Genomic DNA, 18,171 nt, shown 5'->3' with positions numbered 1-18,171 from the left:
CCGCTCCCGCCCGCGTCGCGCCCGGTCTCCCCGAGGGGGACCGGGCGTTTCCATGCCGTCCCGGAGGCTGACGGAACCGGCCGCTCCGGAGACCGTCGGGTCACCCCCGGACCGCAGTGGGCCTGGGCCGATGGCGGTAAGGTACGGGCATGCTCGCTGAACCGCTGCGCGAACGATGGCGCGCTCGTCCGGCATCTCACTGACCAGACGAGCCCTCTCTCCAGAGACGAGAAAACGACCCATGACCATCGACGCCGCGCGCGGCGCTTCCGGCGTTCCCGCCATGTCCTCGAAGGCGACCCTGTCGTCCGGGTCGCCGGTCCCGGACGCGACCGGTCACTTCGGCGCCTTCGGCGGGCGGTTCGCCCCCGAGGCCCTCATGGCCGCGCTGGACGAGCTGACCCGCGAGTTCGACGCCGCCAAGTCCGACCCGTCGTTCACCGCCGAGCTGGACGACCTGCTGAACAACTACGCGGGACGGCCGAGCCTGCTGACCGAGGCCAGGCGGTTCGCCGAGCACGCCGGGGGCGCCCGGATCCTGCTCAAGCGCGAGGACCTCAACCACACCGGCTCCCACAAGATCAACAACGTGCTCGGCCAGGCGCTGCTGACCCGGCGGATGGGCAAGAAGCGCGTCATCGCCGAGACCGGCGCCGGGCAGCACGGCGTGGCCACGGCCACCGCCGCCGCGCTCCTCGGCCTCGAGTGCACCGTCTACATGGGCGAGGTCGACACCGAGCGCCAGGCCCTCAACGTCGCGCGCATGCGGATGCTGGGCGCCGAGGTCATCCCGGTGAGGACGGGCAGCCGCACCCTCAAGGACGCCTGCAACGAGGCGTTCCGCGACTGGGTCGCGTCCGTCGACACCACCCACTACGTCATCGGGTCGGTCATGGGACCGCACCCGTTCCCGATGATGGTCCGCGACTTCCAGCGGATCATCGGCGTCGAGGCCCGGCAGCAGTGCCTCGACCTCATCGGGAAGCTCCCGGACGCGGTCGTCGCGTGCGTCGGCGGCGGCTCCAACGCGATCGGCATGTTCCACGCGTTCGTCCCGGACGAGGGCGTGAAGCTGTACGGGTTCGAGGCGGGCGGCGACGGCGTCGCGTCCGGCAAGCACGCCGCGACGCTGGTCGGCGGCTCGCTCGGCGTGATCCACGGCATGCGCACCTACCTGCTGCAGGACGCCGAGGGCCAGACCATGGAGACGCACTCGATCTCCGCCGGGCTCGACTACCCCGGCGTCGGCCCCGAGCACTCGTGGCTGCACGACACCGGGCGCGCCGAGTACCACGAGATCACCGACGCCGAGGCGATGGACGCGTTCTCGCTGCTCTGCCGCACCGAGGGCATCATCCCGGCGATCGAGTCCGCGCACGCGCTCGCGGGCGCGATCAAGGTCGGCCGGGAGCTCGGCCCGGACGCCGTGATCGTGGTCTGCCTGTCCGGACGCGGTGACAAGGACATGCACACGGCCGCCGGCTTCTTCGGCCTGATGCCCGAGGGAGAGACCAAGTGAGCAGCGTCAAGACCGCCTACGACAAGGCCAGGGCCGAGGGCCGTGCCGCGCTCGTCGGCTACCTGCCCGCGGGCTTCCCGTCCGTGGACGGCGCGATCGCCGCGGCCAGGGCCATGGTCGAGGCGGGCTGCGACGTCATCGAGATCGGCCTTCCCTACACCGACCCGATGATGGACGGCCCGACCATCCAGGACGCCGTCCACCGGGCCCTGGTCGGCGGCGCGCACGTCTCCGACGTGTTCCGCACGGTCGAGGCCGTCGCCGCGACCGGCGTCCCGACGCTGGTCATGACGTACTGGAACCCCGTGGACCGGTACGGCGTGGACGCCTTCGCCCGCGACCTGAAGTCGGCGGGCGGCGCGGGACTGATCACCCCGGACCTCACGCCCGAGGAGGGCGGCGACTGGCTGGAGGCCTCCGACGCCCATGATCTCGACCGGGTGTTCCTGGTCGCGCTCAGCTCCACCGACGAGCGGATCGAGAAGATCACCTCGGTGTGCCGGGGGTTCGTGTACGCCGCGTCCCTGATGGGCGTCACCGGGGCCCGCACCGCCCTGGACACCGGCGCGCCCAGGCTGGTCGAGCGGACGCGCGCCAGCGTCGACAAGCAGGGCCTGGACCTGCCGGTCGGCCTCGGCCTCGGCGTCAGCGACGGCGCCCAGGCCGCCGAGGTCGCCGGGTTCGCGGACGGGGTGATCGTCGGCTCGGCGTTCATCCGCCGCCTGCTGGACGCGCCGGACGAGGCGAGCGGCCTCGCGGGCGTCCGGGCCCTCACCGCCGACCTGGCCCGGGGCGTCCGCCGCGAGCTCTGACCGGCCGCGGGCCCTGCCCCGCAGCCCGTCCTGGCCTCGGCGCCACACCCGCCGGTCGCGCCCTCACGCCGTCCGGACCGCGAACACCGGTCCGGACGGCGTTCCTGGCGGGGGCACGGGCGGCGTTCCGGGTGGATGGCGTCGTTGATCAGGGAAAGTCGTCGCCGGGATCGGGAACTCGCTCCGACGCCCCGTCGGTTCAAGCTCATGAGTGGGGTCGCTCTCCCGTAAGGTGTGTGTTCGCCCGCCGTGGCCCCGGCGCGACGGGCGGCCTTGAACGGGCGGTCGTGGAAGGATCACCGATGACGCAAGAGACAGCGGCGGCGCAGGCGGACGCGACGCCGGCACGTTCGGCGGGCGGGCGCTGGTTCCCCCTTCTGGCCTGGCCGCTCACGCTGGCCGGGCTCGCCATCTCGATCTACCTGACCTACTCGCACTACGACAAGAAGGCGCTGGTCTGCTCGACCAACGCCACGATCGACTGCCACGCGGTGACGACGAGCAAGTACTCCAAGCTGCTCGGCGTCCCGCTGCCGCTGCTCGGGCTGCTGTTCTTCGTGGGCTTCGCCGTGCTGATCACGCCCTGGGCGCTGCGGAACGCCTCGCCGCTGTTCCGCTGGAGCCGGCTGGGCTCCGCGGCGGTCGGCGTGCTGTTCGTCGTCTACCTGGTGACGGTCGAGCTGGCCGTGCTGGACAAGATCTGCCTGTGGTGCACCGGGGTGCACATCATCACTATCCTGATCTTCGTCCTCGTCCTCGCCGACGAGTTCCGGCGGCTCGGCGAGGTCGACTAGCCCGTGAAAGCCCCCGAAGAGCACCTCCACCCTGAGGAGTACCAATGAGCAAGGCCGCACGGGAGCGGTCGGCCCGGGAGCGCCTGGCCGAGGAGCGCAGGCGGCAGCAGTCGCGGAACAAGCAGTTCCGGCTGCTCACCGCCGTGCTGGGCGCCGTGGTCGTGGTCGCCGTGGCCGTCGTGGTCACCGTCGTCGCCATGAACTCCGACAAGTCAGGCGGCGACGGGAAGAACGTCAGCGCGAACCTGTACAAGGGCGCGGTCGCCCCGATCAAGGTCGAGGCGGACGGCACCGTCACGATGGGCAAGCCGGGCGCCAAGGCGACGCTCGACCTCTACGAGGACTTCCAGTGCCCCATCTGCAAGGAGTTCGAGAAGACCAGCGGTGACACCGTGAAGCAGCTCGCCGCCGAGGGCAAGGTCACGGTGAAGTACCACATCCTGTCGTTCGTGAACCCCCAGGGCTCGCCGCGCGCGGCCGTCGCGGGCTGGTGCGCCGCCGACGAGGGCAAGTACCTCCAGTTCCACGACGTGGCCTACCAGAACCAGCCGGACGAGCGGAAGGCGCTGACCGTCGACGTGCTGAAGAAGTTCGGCACGGCCGCGGGCACCACGGGCAACTTCGCCAAGTGCGTGTCGGACCAGAAGTACGCCTCGCAGGTCAAGAAGAACAACGACGACGGGCTGAAGGTGCTGCAGGCCAAGTACGGCGGCCGCGCGGGCACCCCGTCCGTCCTGGTCAACGGCAAGCCGATCGACCAGAACGCGATGTTCGACCCGAACGCCCTGGAGAAAGCCGTCACCTCCGCCGCCTGATCCGTCCCGCGTCCGCCCGTACGCCCGTCACGTCCGGTCCGTCCGGACGAGGCGGACCGGCATGACGTCGCCCGGCCGGGCACGCCCGCACGCTCTCGCGTGCGCGGTGTGCCCGGCCGGTGCTCTTTCCGCCCCGATGACGTGCGCCTGTCACCCTCGGTGACCATTCGTCGCTACGCTCTGCAAGCGTCAGCGCAAGGTGGAGCCGATCGGGGGATCGATGAGCAAGGCCGACAGGACGCGCACCGCGCGCGAGAAACTGGCGGCGCAGCGGGCGGCCCAGGCCGCCCGGGACCGCCGCGCCCGGCTGCTGATGATCGTGCTGGGGGTCGCGGTCGCGGCGGTGGTGATCGCCGTCGTGGTGGTCCTGGTCGCCAACAGCGGCGACAACGGCGGGAAGGTGAAGGCCACTCCGTACACCGGCCCGTCCGCGCCGGTCACGCGGAACCCGGACGGCTCGGTCACGATGGCGAAGGCGGGCGTGTCCAAGCCCGTCCTGGAACTGTTCGAGGACTTCCAGTGCCCCGGGTGCAAGGCGCTGGAGGCGTCCCTCGGCCCGACCATGCGGCAGCTCGTCGCGGACGGCAAGCTGAAGCTCGTCTACCGGCCGTTCCACCTGTTCCAGCAGGAACCGCTGAGCGGCAACTCCGAGCGCGGCGCGAACGCCGCCCTGTGCGTCCCGGCCGCACAGTGGCTCTCCTTCCACGACACGCTGTACAAGGCGCAGCCCGAGGAGGGCAAGGACGGGTTCTCCGAGGACGACCTGGTGAAGTGGGGCCGTCAGCTCGGTGTCACGGACGCGAACTTCGAGCCGTGCGTCCGGGACATGAAGCAGAAGGCGAAGGTCGCCGAGATGACCAAGTACGCCCTCGAGACCCGCAAGGTCGAGGGCACGCCGACGATGTTCCTCGACGGCAGGCAGCTGAACGCGACCACCAAGGACGACCTCACCAAGGCCGTCCAGCAGGCCGGAGGCCGGTAGCGGGCCGGTGACGGGCCGCCCGCGCACGGTCGCCGGGAGGGCGGGCACGGTCGCCGGGAGGCGGAGGGTCGCGCGGGCCCGCCGCCTCCCGGTTTCGCGTTCCGCATATCCGTTTCCGCCCGGAAGGCCCGGCGATCGGGTGTTCGGCGCGGGACGTGCGTCCCGTACCCCTCGAACGCGGTAACGTCAACGCTCATGCAGCCGGTGGCCTTCCTTCCTAGTCCCTCCCAGGGCGTCTGGCACCTCGGGCCGGTCCCGATCCGCGCCTACGCCCTGATGATCATCCTCGGCATCGTCGTGGCGGTCTGGCTCGGCGAACGCCGCTGGGCGGCCAAGGGCGGCCAGCCCGGCACCGTGATCGACGTCGCGGTCTGGGCCGTCCCGTTCGGCCTGGTCGGCGGGCGCCTGTACCACGTGCTCACCGACTACCAGCGGTACTTCGGGGACGGCAAGGACCCGGTGAACGCGCTGAAGGTCTGGGAGGGCGGCCTCGGCATCTGGGGCGCCGTCGTCCTCGGGGCGGTCGGGGCGATCATCGGCTGCCGCCGCCGGGGCATCTCGGTGCTCGCGCTCGGCGACGCCATCGCCCCCGGCATCGCGCTCGCCCAGGCGATCGGCCGCTGGGGCAACTGGTGGAACCAGGAGCTGTACGGCCGTCCGCTGGACGCGTTCTGGGCGCTGAAGATCGACTCGGCGCACCGTCCCCGCACCGCGGACGGCACGCTCGACCCGAAGTACGCCGACGTCGCCACCTACCACCCGACGTTCCTGTACGAGTCGCTGTGGTGCGTCGGCGTCGCCGTCCTGGTGCTGTGGGCCGAGCGCCGCTACAAGCTCACCCACGGCCGCGCGTTCGCGCTCTACATCGCCGCCTACACCCTCGGCCGCTTCTGGGTCGAGGCGCTGCGCATCGACGACGCCCACCACATCGCCGGGCTGCGGCTGAACGACTGGACCGCGATCATCGTCTTCCTCGGCGCGGTCGGCTACCTGTACTGGGCGCGGAACCAGACCGGTCCCGAGGCCGTGGGCGCCGTCGAGCCCGCCGTCCCGGGCACCTCCGAGCCCGGCTCCGAGCCCGCCGACGAGACCGTGGCGGACGAGAAGCCCGAGGGCGTCGCTGAGAAGGCCGCTGAGGACCGTCCCGAGCCCGCCGAGACCGAGGACATCACCCGGGCTGACCAGGCCGGGGACGTCCCCGAGAGCGCCTCCGAGGAGGAGCCCGAGACCACGGTCGACGAGCCCGGCGATGACGCGAAGGCCGCCGCGCAGGAGACGTCCGAGGACGGATCCGAGGACGAGCGCGCCGCGCAGGACGAGCCGAAGGCCGACCCCGAGCCGGAGGCCGAGCCCGCAGACGAGGCGAAGCCTGAGGTTGCGGACGACGCGACGGCCGAGCCCGCGGATGACACCAAGGCGGACGACGAGCCCGAGTCCGCGGACGACGCGAAGCCCGAGCTTTCGGACGAGGCCGCGGACGACGCGAAGGACGAGCCTGCGGACGACGCGAAGGCTGAGGATTCGGACGAGCCTGAGGGTGGCGCGAAGGGCGTCAACAAGGACGGGTCCTCGGGCAAGGCGGAGGGCTCGGACGTGGACGGTGACGCGGCGGGCAAGGGCGAGCCTGTCCGGGATGCCCAGTAAGGTCGCGGCATGGGGGGATTGACCGCGGAAGAGCCCGAGATGCTGGCCGAACACCATCATCAGCACCGCGACGTGAACGGCGGCTGGCTGCGGCCCGCGGTGTTCGGCGCGATGGACGGCCTGGTGTCGAACTTCGCGCTGATCGCCGGAGTGGCGGGCGGCAGCGCGTCCAAGGACGTGGTGCTGCTGGCCGGGTTGGCCGGGCTGGCGGCCGGGGCCTTCTCGATGGCGGCGGGGGAGTACATCTCGGTCGCCTCGCAGTCCGAGCTGGCGATGGCCGAGATCGAGATCGAGCGGCTGGAGCTGGCCCGGCATCCGGCGGCCGAGCAGCGCGAGCTCGCGGCGATGTACGAGAAGCGCGGCGTGGACCCGGCCACGGCGGCGGAGGTCGCGCGGCAGCTGTCGCGGAACCCCGACGAGGCCCTGGAGGTGCACGCCCGCGAGGAGCTGGGCATCGCGCCGGGAGACCTGCCGTCCCCGCTGCTGGCGGCCGGGTCGTCGTTCGTGTCGTTCGCGCTCGGGGCCGTCCTGCCGGTGCTGCCGTACCTGCTGGGGGCGCAGAACCTGTGGCCGGCCGCGGTCCTGGCGGCGCTGGGGCTGTTCGGCGCGGGCGCGCTGGTCGCGCGGGTGACGACGCGGTCGTGGTGGTTCAGCGGGCTGCGCCAGCTGGTGTTCGGCGGGGCCGCGGCGGCGATCACGTTCGGCGTCGGCGCGCTGATCGGGCAGACCGGGGTGTGATCGTGCCGGGACGGACGGGGAGCGCCGCGGACCGGGGTGTAGCGACCGGAAACGCCCTTTTGTGCGCGCGTGGGCGGCTGGAACGATAGGCTCCCGCACTGTGATCGAGGCTCGTGACTCAGGCGCATCCCCGGGATCGACCCCGTCCGGATCCCCGTCCGGCACCGCGACGGGCGGGCGGGACTTCTGGCCGGCGGACGCGGACGGCGACGGCGCCGGCAAGGGACCCAAGGGGAAGAATCCCAAGCTGCTCGTGGGCGGGGCGGTCGCGGTGGTCGTCGTGGTCGCGGCCGTGGCCGTCGTGGTGATGATGGTGTCCGGCGGTGACAAGAAGTCCGGCGGCGCGGCGAAGTCGGGCGCGCAGCTGCTCCCGACCGCGTTCACCCCGTGGGCCCCCGAGAAGGAGATGGCCAAGATCTCCGACCGGCAGCGCGACGCGCGTCCGGTCACCGAGGGCGAGGTCTTCCCCGCGGACGTCAAGACGGTGGCCTACAAGAAGTACTCGTTCACCCTCGCGGGGACGAACCTGGCGAGCGACTGCAAGGAGGTGACCTGGGGCGCGCGGCTCCAGGCCGACCTGGCGTCGCACCAGTGCACGCAGGTCGCGCGCGGCGCGTACGTGAGCGCGGACAAGCAGCACGTCGGCCAGTTCGCGGTGCTGAACATGGCGAACCAGGACGGCGCGCAGCAGATCGTCCGCGATCTCGACCCGGCGACGAACGCGGGCTTCGTCCGCGCGCTCGACCCGGACGGCGCTCCCGCGTTCCACGCCGGCTTCAGCGCCGCGTACGCCCACACCTACGGCCACTTCGTGATCGTGTCCTGGGTCCAGCGGGCCGGGGGCGCCCAGCCCGCGAACCTGTCGGAGCTGGTGGACCTCAGCCTGGCGGTGGAGAAGCCCGCCGACTTCGTCTGGGGCCGGCTGGAGATGGCCGGGGACAACGCCAAGCAATGAGTCGTCCCGCCACCCGGTCCAGGAGACCGTCCCAGGGCCGTCCGCCGCGTGGAGAGCGTCCGCGCGGCGGTTCCGGGCGTCCGGACGCCGGTCACGACGACGTCCCGCCGCCGCAGGGCGAGCCCTATGACGACTACGCGCAGGGCGGCTACCCGCAGGGCGGGTATGACGTCCAGGCCCAGGGCGGGCCCCGTGAGGACAGCCGGAGCGACGCGCAGGCGCAGGGACGGCGGCCCAAGCCGAAGCGCGGGCCCAGCGCCCGGACCTACTTCGGCTGGGCGATGGGGCTGGCGCTGCTGCTCGTCGTCGGCGTCGCGGCGCTCCTCGTCGGGACGCACGACACCCGCGCGAAGCCGAACGCCGGGGACGACGGTTCGGCCGAGGCGACATCGCCGACCGGCGTGACGCCCTCGACGTACTCCAGTTCGCCGTCCGGACGCGCGTACGCGGGGATCGAGAAGAGATCGGCTGACGCGGCGCCGCTGACCACGGGCGAGGCGTTCCCGCCGGACGCCTCGACGATCCAGGTGTCGCGGAAGGTGCGGCTGACGCTGAAGGGCAAGGAGCTGGGCTCCGGCTGCGCGCCGGCCGTGTGGGGGACCGCGACCGCCAGAGCCCTGAAACGCGCGGGCTGCACGCAGGTGGCGCGCACGCTGTACGCGGACACGGCGCACGGGTACGCGCTGTCGGTGACGGTGTTCAACCTGGTGGACGCGTCGTCGGCGAACGGCCTGGTGGACGCGCTGGGCCAGGGCAGCGGCGGCGGGTTCGTCCGGCCGCTGACCGTGGAGGCGAACGCCTCGAAGGGTTCGGCCGACGCGAAGGGCGCGGGCGGCTCGCTCGGCACGTTCGGCCAGAACGGCTACGGCGCGGCGCGCGGTGTGGCGATGGGCCACTTCGCGGTGGTGGCGTGGGCGCAGCGGCTCTCCGGTTCCGGGGACGCGGCGAGTGCCGCCAAGGACGAGACGCTGCTGTCGATCCTGATCGAGGGGCAGAAGGCCCCGGCCGTCCTGGACCGCGCCGCCCGCACCCACTGACCCACCCTTCGGAACCCTCCCCGCAGCTTCTCGGACGCCCCTCCGGACGGTGCCGCATCGGCCCTCCGGCGGAGGCTCCGGACGGCCGTCCGGAGTGCCCGGAGGCGAGCACAACCTTAAACGCCCTGACCCGGTGATGATGATCACCCGAGGTCAGGGCGTTGTCGTGTGGTCATCGGCTACTAGACTGGTCTAAACCACGCGGAGATCAACGAGATCGACGAAGATCAACAGACCCGGACACGTTTCGCGACTTGGTCGCATCGGGCATGATCCCGGCAGTGATGTAGTCTCATCGCACCGCAGCAGGGCCAACGCCGTCCCGTGCCTGCACTGACATCAGCCAGTGACAACACGACGACGGGAGGGTTTGATGGCTTCTGCTGCCCTCACCCCGGGCCTTCCACAGCACCAGGGCCTCTACGACCCGGCCAACGAGCACGACGCCTGCGGCGTCGGCATGGTGGCGGACCTGAACGGTCGCAAGAGCCACGACATCGTGAGCAACGCCCTGACCGTCCTGCGCAATCTGGACCACCGTGGCGCCGTGGGCGCCGAGCCGGACGACGGCGACGGCGTCGGCATCCTCGTCCAGATCCCGGACGCGTTCTTCCGCGCCGTCTGCGACTTCGCGCTGCCCGAGGCCGGGTCCTACGCGGCGGGCCTCGCGTTCCTGCCGAAGGACGAGGACGGGCGCGCCGCGGCGGTCGAGCGGATCGAGACGCTGTGCGTCGAGGAGGGGCTGACCGTCCTCGGCTGGCGCGAGCTGCCGCACGACGCGTCCCACTGCGGCCCGGCCGCGCGCAAGGTCATGCCGCACTTCGCGCAGCTGTTCCTGACCGCCGCCGCGCACGGCCCGCACGCCGGGAAGACCGGTCTGGAGCTCGACCGCGTCGTGTTCTGCATGCGCGAGCGCGCCGAGCAGGACACCACCGTGTACTTCCCGAGCCTGTCCTCGCGGACGATCGTCTACAAGGGCATGCTCACCACCCCGCAGCTCGAGCCGTTCTTCCCCGACCTGCGGGACGAGCGGTTCGCGTCGGGCATCGCGCTGGTGCACAGCCGCTTCTCGACCAACACCTTCCCCGCCTGGGAGCTGGCGCACCCGTACCGGTTCATCGCGCACAACGGCGAGATCAACACCGTCCGCGGGAACCGGAACTGGATGCGCGCCCGCGAGGCGCTGCTGAAGTCCGACCTGATCCCGGGCGACCTGTCCCGGATCTACCCGGTGATCGACATCGAGGCGTCCGACACCGCGTCCTTCGACGAGTGCCTGGAGCTGCTGCACCTCAGCGGGCGCAGCCTGCCGCACGCGGTGCTGATGATGATCCCCGAGGCGTGGGAGAACCACACCGAGATGGACCCGGCGCGCCGCGCCTTCTACGAGTTCCACTCCACCCTGATGGAGGCGTGGGACGGCCCGGCGTCGGTGACGTTCACCGACGGGACGGTCGTCGGCGCCGTCCTGGACCGCAACGGGCTGCGTCCCGGCCGGTACTGGGTGACCGACGAGGGCTTCGTGGTGCTGGCGTCCGAGGCGGGCGTGCTGGACATCCCGTCCGACAAGGTCGTCCGCAAGGGACGGCTGCAGCCCGGCAAGATCTTCCTGGTCGACACCGAGGCCGGACGGATCATCGAGGACGACGAGGTCAAGGCCGAGCTCGCCGCGCAGCACCCGTACGGGGAGTGGCTGCACGAGGGCCTGGTCAGGTTCGAGGAGCTGCCGCGCCGCGAGCGCGAGATCCCGACGCACGAGACGCTGGTCAAGCGGCAGCAGACGTTCGGGTACTCAGGCGAGGAGCTGAAGGTCATCCTGTCGCCGATGGCCCGGACCGGCGCCGAGCCGCTCGGGTCGATGGGCACCGACACCCCGATCGCGGTGCTGTCGGAGCGTCCGCGGCTGCTGTTCGACTACTTCAAGCAACTGTTCGCGCAGGTCACCAACCCGCCGCTGGACGCCATCCGCGAGGAGCTGGTGACCAGCCTGCAGTCCACCCTCGGCCCCGAGGGCAACCTGCTGGAGCCCGGCCCGGACTCCTGCCGCCGGCTGGTGCTGCCGACCCCGATTTTGGACAACGACGAACTGTCCAAGATCATCCACATCGACGACGAAGGCTCGCTGCCGCACCTGCAGGCCCACGTCGTGCACGGCCTCTACGACGTGCACGGCGGCGGCGACGCGCTGCGCGCGCGGCTCGCGGAGATCTGCGCCGAGGTGTCCCGGGCGATCCGGGGCGGCGCGCGGATCATCGTCCTGTCGGACCGGGGCAGCGACTCGGGCCGCGCGGCGATCCCGTCGCTGCTGCTCACCGGCGCCGTCCACCACCACCTGATCCGGGAGAAGACCCGCACGCGGGTCGGCCTGGTGGTCGAGACCGCCGAGGCCCGCGAGTGCCACCACATGGCGTTGCTCATCGGGTACGGCGCGTCCGCGGTGAACCCCTACCTCGCGCAGGAGACCGTCGAGGACCTGGTCCGCACCGGCGTGCTCGACGGCGTGGACGAGACCAAGGCCGTCCGGAACCTGGTGAAGGCCTACGGCAAGGGCGTCCTGAAGGTCATGTCCAAGATGGGCGTGTCCACGGTCGCGTCCTACACCGGCGCGCAGATCTTCGAGGCGATCGGCCTCGGCGCCGAGGTCGTGGACCGGGCGTTCACCGGCACCACGTCCCGGCTCGGCGGCGTCGGCTTCGACGTCCTGGCGGCCGAGGTCGCGCAGCGGCACGCCCGCGCCTACCCGGCGGGCGGCAACGAGCCCGCGCACCGCACCCTGGAGGTCGGCGGGGAGTACCAGTGGCGGCGCGAGGGCGAGCCGCACCTGTTCAACCCCGAGACCGTGTTCAAGCTCCAGCACGCCACCCGCACCCGCCGCTACGAGATCTTCAAGGAGTACACCTCCCAGATCGACGAGCAGGCCGGGCGGCTGATGACGCTCCGCGGGCTGTTCCGGCTGAGGGACGGCGAGCGCCCGCCGGTGCCGATCGACGAGGTCGAGCCCGTGTCGGAGATCGTCAAGCGGTTCTCCACCGGCGCGATGTCCTACGGGTCGATCTCCGCCGAGGCGCACGAGACCCTCGCGATCGCCATGAACCGGCTCGGCGCCAAGTCCAACACCGGCGAGGGCGGCGAGGACCCCGAGCGGTTCGTCCCCGACGCCAACGGCGACCTGCGGCGCAGCGCCATCAAGCAGGTCGCGTCCGGACGGTTCGGCGTGACCAGCGAGTACCTGACCAACGCCGACGACATCCAGATCAAGATGGCGCAGGGCGCCAAGCCCGGCGAGGGCGGCCAGCTGCCCGGCCACAAGGTCTACCCGTGGATCGCCAAGACCCGGCACTCCACCCCCGGCGTCGGCCTCATCTCGCCGCCGCCGCACCACGACATCTACTCGATCGAGGACCTCGCCCAGCTCATCCACGACCTGAAGAACGCCAACCCGGCCGCCCGGGTGCACGTGAAGCTGGTCGCGGAGGTCGGCGTCGGGACGGTCGCCGCGGGCGTGTCCAAGGCCCACGCGGACGTCGTGCTGGTCTCCGGCCACGACGGCGGCACCGGCGCGTCCCCGCTCACCTCGCTGAAGCACGCGGGCGCGCCCTGGGAGCTCGGCCTCGCCGAGACCCAGCAGACGCTGCTGCTGAACGGCCTGCGCGACCGCATCGTCGTCCAGGCCGACGGCCAGCTCAAGACCGGCCGCGACGTCATCGTCGCCGCGCTCCTCGGCGCCGAGGAGTTCGGCTTCGCGACCGCGCCGCTCGTGGTGTCCGGCTGCGTGATGATGCGCGTCTGCCACCTCGACACCTGCCCGGTCGGCGTCGCCACCCAGAACCCGGTGCTGCGGCAGCGGTTCACGGGCAAGCCCGAGTTCGTCGTCAACTTCTTCGAGTTCATCGCCGAGGAGGTCCGCGAGTACCTGGCCGCGCTCGGCTTCCGCACCCTGGACGAGGCGATCGGGCACGTCGAGATGATCGACACCCGGGACGCCGTCGCGCACTGGAAGGCGTCCGGGCTGGACCTGGCGCCGATCCTGCACGCCCCCGAGGTACCGGACGGCGCGTCCCTGCGCCGCACCACCCGCCAGGACCACGGCCTCGACAAGGCCCTGGACAACACGCTGATCCAGCTCGCCGAGGGCGCCCTCGCCTACGGCGACAAGGTGACGCTCGAACTGCCCATCCGCAACGTCAACCGGACGGTCGGCACCATGCTCGGCCACGCCGTGACGAAGAAGTGGGGCGGCGCGGGCCTCGCCGACGACACCATCGACGTCACCTTCACCGGCTCGGCGGGCAACTCGTTCGGCGCGTTCGTCCCGCGCGGTGTCACGCTGCGGCTGGTCGGCGACGCCAACGACTACGTCGGCAAGGGCCTGTCCGGCGGGCGCCTCACACTGCGTCCGCCGGCGGACGCGCCGTTCGAGCCGTCCGGGCAGATCATCGGCGGCAACGTCATCCTGTACGGCGCCACCTCGGGCGAGCTGTTCGCCCGCGGCGTCGTCGGGGAGCGGTTCAGCGTCCGCAACTCCGGCGCCACGGCCGTCGTCGAGGGCGTCGGCGACCACGCGCTGGAGTACATGACCGGCGGACGCGTCGTCATCCTCGGCCACACCGGCCGCAACCTGGCGGCGGGCATGTCCGGCGGCATCGCCTACGTGCTCGACCTGGTGCCCGAGCGGGTCAACCCCGAGATGGTCGACCTGGAGACGCTCACCGACCAGGACGCCGAGTTCGTCCGCGGCCTGGTGGAGCGCCACCACACCGAGACCGGATCCGGCACGGCGGCGTCGCTGCTCACCGACTGGGACGCGTCCGCGACCCGCTTCACCAAGATCATGCCGCGGGACTACCGGCGGGTGCTGGACGCGGCCGAGGCCGCCCGCGCCGAGGGCCGCGACGTCGACGAGGCCATCATGGCCGCCGCGCAGAGCTGAGAGGGGGACCACCGAACATGGCCGACCCGAAGGGTTTCCTGACCGCCGGGCGTGAGCTCCCGCAGCGCCGCCCGGTCGACGTCCGCATCAAGTCCTGGACCGAGGTGTACGAGGAGTTCGCCCGGCCCAAGGTCGAACGGCAGGCGAGCCGCTGCATGGACTGCGGCATCCCGTTCTGCCACCAGGGCTGCCCGCTCGGCAACCTCATCCCCGAGTGGAACGACCTGGTGTACCGCGGCGACTGGCACGACGCCATCGAGCGGCTGCACGCGACCAACAACTTCCCCGAGTTCACCGGCCGGCTCTGCCCTGCCCCCTGCGAGAGCGCCTGCGTCCTCGGCATCAACCAGGACCCGGTGACCATCAAGCGGGTCGAGGTCGAGATCATCGACCGGGCGTGGGACGAGGGCTGGGTGCGTCCCCGGCCCCCGGCCGTCCGGACCGGGAAGAAGGTCGCGGTCGTCGGCTCCGGCCCCGCCGGTCTCGCCGCCGCGCAGCAGCTCACCCGCGCCGGGCACGACGTCACCGTCTACGAGCGCGCCGACCGCGTCGGCGGCCTGCTCCGCTACGGCATCCCCGAGTTCAAGATGGAGAAGCGCCACCTCGACCGGCGTGTCGGGCAGATGCGCGCCGAGGGCACCACCTTCAAGACCTCGGTGAACGTCGGCGTCGACATCACGGCCGACGAGCTGCGCGAACGGTACGACGCCGTCCTGCTCACCGGTGGCGCGACCGCGTGGCGGGACCTGCCCGTCCCCGGCCGCGACCTGCGCGGCGTCCACCAGGCGATGGAGTACCTGCCCCCGGCCAACAAGGTGCAGGAGGGCGACTTCCCCGCCTCGCCGATCCCCGCCACCGGCAAGGACGTCGTCGTCATCGGCGGCGGCGACACCGGCGCGGACTGCGTCGGCACCGCCCTCCGCCAGGGCGCGGCCTCGGTCACCCAGCTGGAGATCATGCCGACGCCGCCGCGGGAGCGGCCCGGCCACCAGCCGTGGCCGACCTACCCGATGCTGTTCAAGATGGAGAGCGCGCACGAGGAGCTGCGCGACCTCGGCGGCGAACGCCTCTACGCGATCAGCACGGTCGAGTTCCTCGGCGACGGGGACGGGAACCTGCGGGCGCTGAAGGTCGTCGGCGTCGAGGGCCCCGAGACCGGCTTCAAGCCGATCCCGGGCACCGAGCGCGAACTCCCGGCGCAGCTGGTCACCCTCGCGATGGGCTTCCTCGGCCCGGAGCGGGAGGGCCTGCTCGACCAGCTGGGCGTCGACCTCGACCAGCGCGGCAGCGTCCAGCGGGACGCCGACTACGCCACCAGCGTCGACAAGGTGTTCGCCGCGGGCGACATGGGCCGCGGCCAGTCGCTCATCGTCTGGGCCATCGCGGAGGGACGCGCCGCCGCGCACGGCGTCGACAAGTTCCTCACCGGCCAGACCGTCCTGCCCTACCCGATCCCCCCGACGGCCCGCTCCCTGACCTGACCGTCCGGCACGCCTCCTGGTGAGCGGTCGATCGCAGCGCGATCGACCGCTCACTCATGCCTGCCCTGCTCGCTCGAGCGGTTGTGCTCGGTCGGACGTAAAAATTCTGGGCGGGCCGAGGGGTGTCTGGAAGGTGTCTGAGCGTTGGCTGGAGGCCGGCTGCAGGCCGATGACCGGTGAGGACACCGAGCTCGCGGGCGCCGGACCCGGACGCGGCGGTCGTGTCCGGACGGCGAGAAACCGCGTTATCCAAGGTAAGCGGCAAGTGAAAAGGTGGATATTGCGCACCGTGACGGGACATCTTTGCCCATCCCCCGTCCTATAGTTGATCAGCCGCCCCGGGTATCAACGGACGAAGCCACTGCTGTGGTCGTGCCGTTGTCTCCCCACGGGCGTCTGCTTGGCGAACCGCGGGCCTCGGACACGGACCCGCGACACGGGGGTTTGCGCGAACAATGGGTCCTCATAGCACGGTGACACTGCTCGTGGCGGTGTTCCTGGCCGTCCTGGCCTTCGCCGGCTGCATGGCCGTGTGGAACCGGATCCCGGGGCCCGGCGTCGTCCGGCACGCCGGACGGGCAGGGATGATCCTCCTCTGCCAGGTCACCGCGCTCGCCCTCGTCGGGCTGCTGATCAACAACGCGCGCGGCTTCTACGGCACCTGGGGCGAGGTGTCGGCCGACTTCCTCGGGACCAGCTTCGACGACGGCGGCGGCATGGAGAGCAGCGTCGGCGGCGCGGGCGGCCGGCACGCGTCCGGCCTGGTCGGGCCGGGCCCGCTCACCCAGAAGCGCTTCAAGACCGACGCGGGGCGCAAAAGCCTGGAGGCGAAGTTCACCGGCCCGGCCTCGCACGTCACCGGCCGCGTCGTAATCTACCTCCCGCCGAACTACAAGCAGGACGCGCACGTCTCCTACCCGGTCGTCCAGCTGTTCGGCGGCACCCCCGGCGAGCCCACCACCTGGTACGGCGACCTGAACGTCGGCAACCAGGTCGACCGCATGATCCGGGACGGGAAGGCCAGGCCGTTCATCCTGGTCTCGGCGTCCATCAACGTCGCGGGCGGCAAGCCGAACGAGTGCACCGACATTCCCAGGCAGACGCCCGTCGCGACCTGGCTCACCCGGGACGTCCGCGACTTCATGTACCAGAACTTCCGCGTCAGGACCGACGCCGCCGCCTGGGCCACCATGGGCTACTCCGAGGGCGCGTACTGCGCGGTCAAGTTCCCCCTCCAACACCCGAACCTGTACCGGACGGGCGTCGGCATCGCCGGGACCTACGAGTCCACCGACCCGCGGATCAAACACGATGTGAGGCTGCTCCGCGAGAACGCGCCCTACGAACTGCTCACCCGGGCCCCGGCCGCCAGACTGCTGCTCGCCACCGGAGGCCGGGACCCCGAGGCCCCGCCATCGGAGATCGACAATTTCATGCGCCACGTCCGCCCGCCGACCGGGGTCACCAAGTACACGACCAAGATCGGCGAACACGGCACCGTCGTCTGGCGCACCATGCTCCCGTACATCTTCGGCTGGCTCACCAAGCAGATCCCCTGACGCCGCCCCCAGCGCCGCCCCCAGCGCCGCCCCCAGCGCCGCCCCCAGCGCCGCCCTTTCGCCAAGGGTCCTTGCGGCGCGGCCTTGCACGGCGGGTCTTGTGCGGGGGGCCGGTATCGGATACTTTCCGGCTCCGGACCGGCGTCGCCATCGGGACCCTGCGACGCCCCGTTCCCCATGACCCCGCCGCCGCGGGCGACGCGGCCACGGCACCGTCCCGTCCGCCGGGACCACGGGCCCGGTCACCCACCGCTGGGGTGGCCGGGCCCACCCGTGCCCCGAAGGGCCTCTGACCTGCGCGGACGGCGTCCACCGGGGCGGCGGGGAAGGAATGTCGGAGGCGCGGGCTAGGGTCGCAAGAATGAACGTCAACGAGGTTTTCGGGGATCTCTACGGACGCATCCCGCCGCTCGTCCGCGACGCTGTGGCGGGGCTGGACCCGACCGAGCTGGCGACCCCGCCCGAGCCCGGCGCGAACACCATCGGCTGGCTGGTGTGGCACCTGGCCCGCGTCCAGGACTCCCACATCGCTGAGCTCCTGGGCAAGGAACAGGTCTGGCAGACCGGCGACATCGCCGCCCGCTTCGACCTCCCCGCCGACCCGGGGAACACCGGCTTCGGGCACACGCCGGACGACGTCGCCGAGGTGCAGCCGACCGCGGAGCTGCTGGTCGAGTACTACGACGCCGTCCACGCCCGCACCGAGGAGTACATCGGCGGCCTCACTCCGGACGCCCTCGACGTCGTCGTCGACGAGCGCTGGAAGCCGCCGGTCACGCTCGGCGTCCGGCTCGTCAGCGTCGCCGACGACTGTCTCGAGCACGCCGGGCAGGCGGCGTACGTGCGCGGCCTGCTCCAGCGCCGCTAGCCCGGTTGTCAGCCGCCCAGACCGTCCCGTCCTGAAA

The 18,171-nt window shown here is 71.8% G+C and carries 13 protein-coding genes; all 13 read left to right on the top strand.

Going from position 1 to position 18,171, the window contains the following annotated elements:
- Window positions 1–283 precede the first annotated feature (283 nt).
- The 13 genes from trpB to P696_RS0104865 all read left to right on the top strand — a co-directional run bounded on the left by trpB (window position 284) and on the right by P696_RS0104865 (window position 18,134).
- Window positions 284–1,519, top strand: coding sequence for a tryptophan synthase subunit beta (trpB, locus tag P696_RS0104925; RefSeq protein WP_034483548.1), 1,236 nt, complete (start codon window positions 284–286; stop codon window positions 1,517–1,519).
- On the top strand, window positions 1,516–2,331 hold the full coding sequence (gene trpA / locus P696_RS0104920; RefSeq protein WP_026411445.1) for a tryptophan synthase subunit alpha: 816 nt from the start codon (window positions 1,516–1,518) through the stop codon (window positions 2,329–2,331). Before trpB ends, trpA begins: the two co-directional genes overlap by 4 nt.
- A 302-nt stretch (window positions 2,332–2,633) precedes the next feature.
- The gene (locus P696_RS0104915; protein WP_026411444.1) at window positions 2,634–3,125 is read left to right on the top strand and encodes a vitamin K epoxide reductase family protein; all 492 of its coding nucleotides are present in this window, start codon (window positions 2,634–2,636) and stop codon (window positions 3,123–3,125) included.
- 44 nt (window positions 3,126–3,169) lie between these two features.
- Window positions 3,170–3,940, top strand: coding sequence for a DsbA family protein (locus P696_RS43360; RefSeq protein ID WP_051466870.1), 771 nt, complete (start codon window positions 3,170–3,172; stop codon window positions 3,938–3,940).
- Between the two features lie 220 nt (window positions 3,941–4,160).
- Window positions 4,161–4,922: a DsbA family protein gene (locus P696_RS0104905; RefSeq protein WP_026411443.1), complete on the top strand. Its 762-nt coding sequence runs from the start codon at window positions 4,161–4,163 to the stop codon at window positions 4,920–4,922.
- Between the two features lie 195 nt (window positions 4,923–5,117).
- Window positions 5,118–6,566, top strand: coding sequence for a prolipoprotein diacylglyceryl transferase (gene lgt, locus P696_RS53985; protein WP_084336834.1), 1,449 nt, complete (start codon window positions 5,118–5,120; stop codon window positions 6,564–6,566).
- A 9-nt stretch (window positions 6,567–6,575) separates the two neighbouring features.
- Window positions 6,576–7,304 (top strand): VIT1/CCC1 transporter family protein, encoded by a 729-nt coding sequence (locus tag P696_RS0104895; RefSeq protein WP_026411442.1) that lies wholly within the window; start codon window positions 6,576–6,578, stop codon window positions 7,302–7,304.
- A 100-nt stretch (window positions 7,305–7,404) separates the two neighbouring features.
- The gene (locus P696_RS0104890) at window positions 7,405–8,259 is read left to right on the top strand and encodes a hypothetical protein (protein WP_026411441.1); all 855 of its coding nucleotides are present in this window, start codon (window positions 7,405–7,407) and stop codon (window positions 8,257–8,259) included.
- The gene (locus tag P696_RS0104885) at window positions 8,256–9,296 is read left to right on the top strand and encodes a hypothetical protein (protein ID WP_026411440.1); all 1,041 of its coding nucleotides are present in this window, start codon (window positions 8,256–8,258) and stop codon (window positions 9,294–9,296) included. The genes P696_RS0104890 and P696_RS0104885 overlap by 4 nt, the downstream gene beginning before the upstream one ends.
- A gap of 373 nt (window positions 9,297–9,669) precedes the next feature.
- Window positions 9,670–14,226 (top strand): glutamate synthase large subunit, encoded by a 4,557-nt coding sequence (gene gltB, locus P696_RS0104880; protein WP_026411439.1) that lies wholly within the window; start codon window positions 9,670–9,672, stop codon window positions 14,224–14,226.
- Between the two features lie 17 nt (window positions 14,227–14,243).
- Window positions 14,244–15,707: a glutamate synthase subunit beta gene (locus tag P696_RS0104875; protein WP_026411438.1), complete on the top strand. Its 1,464-nt coding sequence runs from the start codon at window positions 14,244–14,246 to the stop codon at window positions 15,705–15,707.
- A gap of 473 nt (window positions 15,708–16,180) precedes the next feature.
- Window positions 16,181–17,266 (top strand): alpha/beta hydrolase, encoded by a 1,086-nt coding sequence (locus P696_RS52055; protein ID WP_026411437.1) that lies wholly within the window; start codon window positions 16,181–16,183, stop codon window positions 17,264–17,266.
- Window positions 17,267–17,627: 361 nt separating this feature from the next.
- Window positions 17,628–18,134 carry a mycothiol transferase gene (locus P696_RS0104865; RefSeq protein WP_026411436.1) on the top strand — a complete coding sequence of 169 codons (507 nt, stop codon included), beginning with the start codon at window positions 17,628–17,630 and terminating at the stop codon, window positions 18,132–18,134.
- Window positions 18,135–18,171 lie beyond the last annotated feature (37 nt).

The sequence above is a fragment of the Actinomadura oligospora ATCC 43269 genome, from assembly GCF_000518265.1.
Lineage (GTDB): Bacteria > Actinomycetota > Actinomycetes > Streptosporangiales > Streptosporangiaceae > Spirillospora > Spirillospora oligospora.
This window is presented reverse-complemented; position numbering and strand designations above follow the sequence as displayed.

Bases quoted from the DNA above. Each gene is read 5' to 3' on its own strand.
- P696_RS43360 (WP_051466870.1), top strand. From the start codon at position 3,170: ATGAGCAAGGCCGCACGGGAGCGGTCGGCCCGGGAGCGCCTGGCCGAG.
- gltB (WP_026411439.1), top strand. From the start codon at position 9,670: ATGGCTTCTGCTGCCCTCACCCCGGGCCTTCCACAGCACCAGGGCCTC.
- P696_RS0104885 (WP_026411440.1), top strand. From the start codon at position 8,256: ATGAGTCGTCCCGCCACCCGGTCCAGGAGACCGTCCCAGGGCCGTCCG.
- trpB (WP_034483548.1), top strand. From the start codon at position 284: ATGTCCTCGAAGGCGACCCTGTCGTCCGGGTCGCCGGTCCCGGACGCG.
- P696_RS0104865 (WP_026411436.1), top strand. From the start codon at position 17,628: ATGAACGTCAACGAGGTTTTCGGGGATCTCTACGGACGCATCCCGCCG.
- P696_RS0104895 (WP_026411442.1), top strand. From the start codon at position 6,576: ATGGGGGGATTGACCGCGGAAGAGCCCGAGATGCTGGCCGAACACCAT.
- lgt (WP_084336834.1), top strand. From the start codon at position 5,118: ATGCAGCCGGTGGCCTTCCTTCCTAGTCCCTCCCAGGGCGTCTGGCAC.
- P696_RS0104875 (WP_026411438.1), top strand. From the start codon at position 14,244: ATGGCCGACCCGAAGGGTTTCCTGACCGCCGGGCGTGAGCTCCCGCAG.
- P696_RS0104905 (WP_026411443.1), top strand. From the start codon at position 4,161: ATGAGCAAGGCCGACAGGACGCGCACCGCGCGCGAGAAACTGGCGGCG.
- P696_RS0104915 (WP_026411444.1), top strand. From the start codon at position 2,634: ATGACGCAAGAGACAGCGGCGGCGCAGGCGGACGCGACGCCGGCACGT.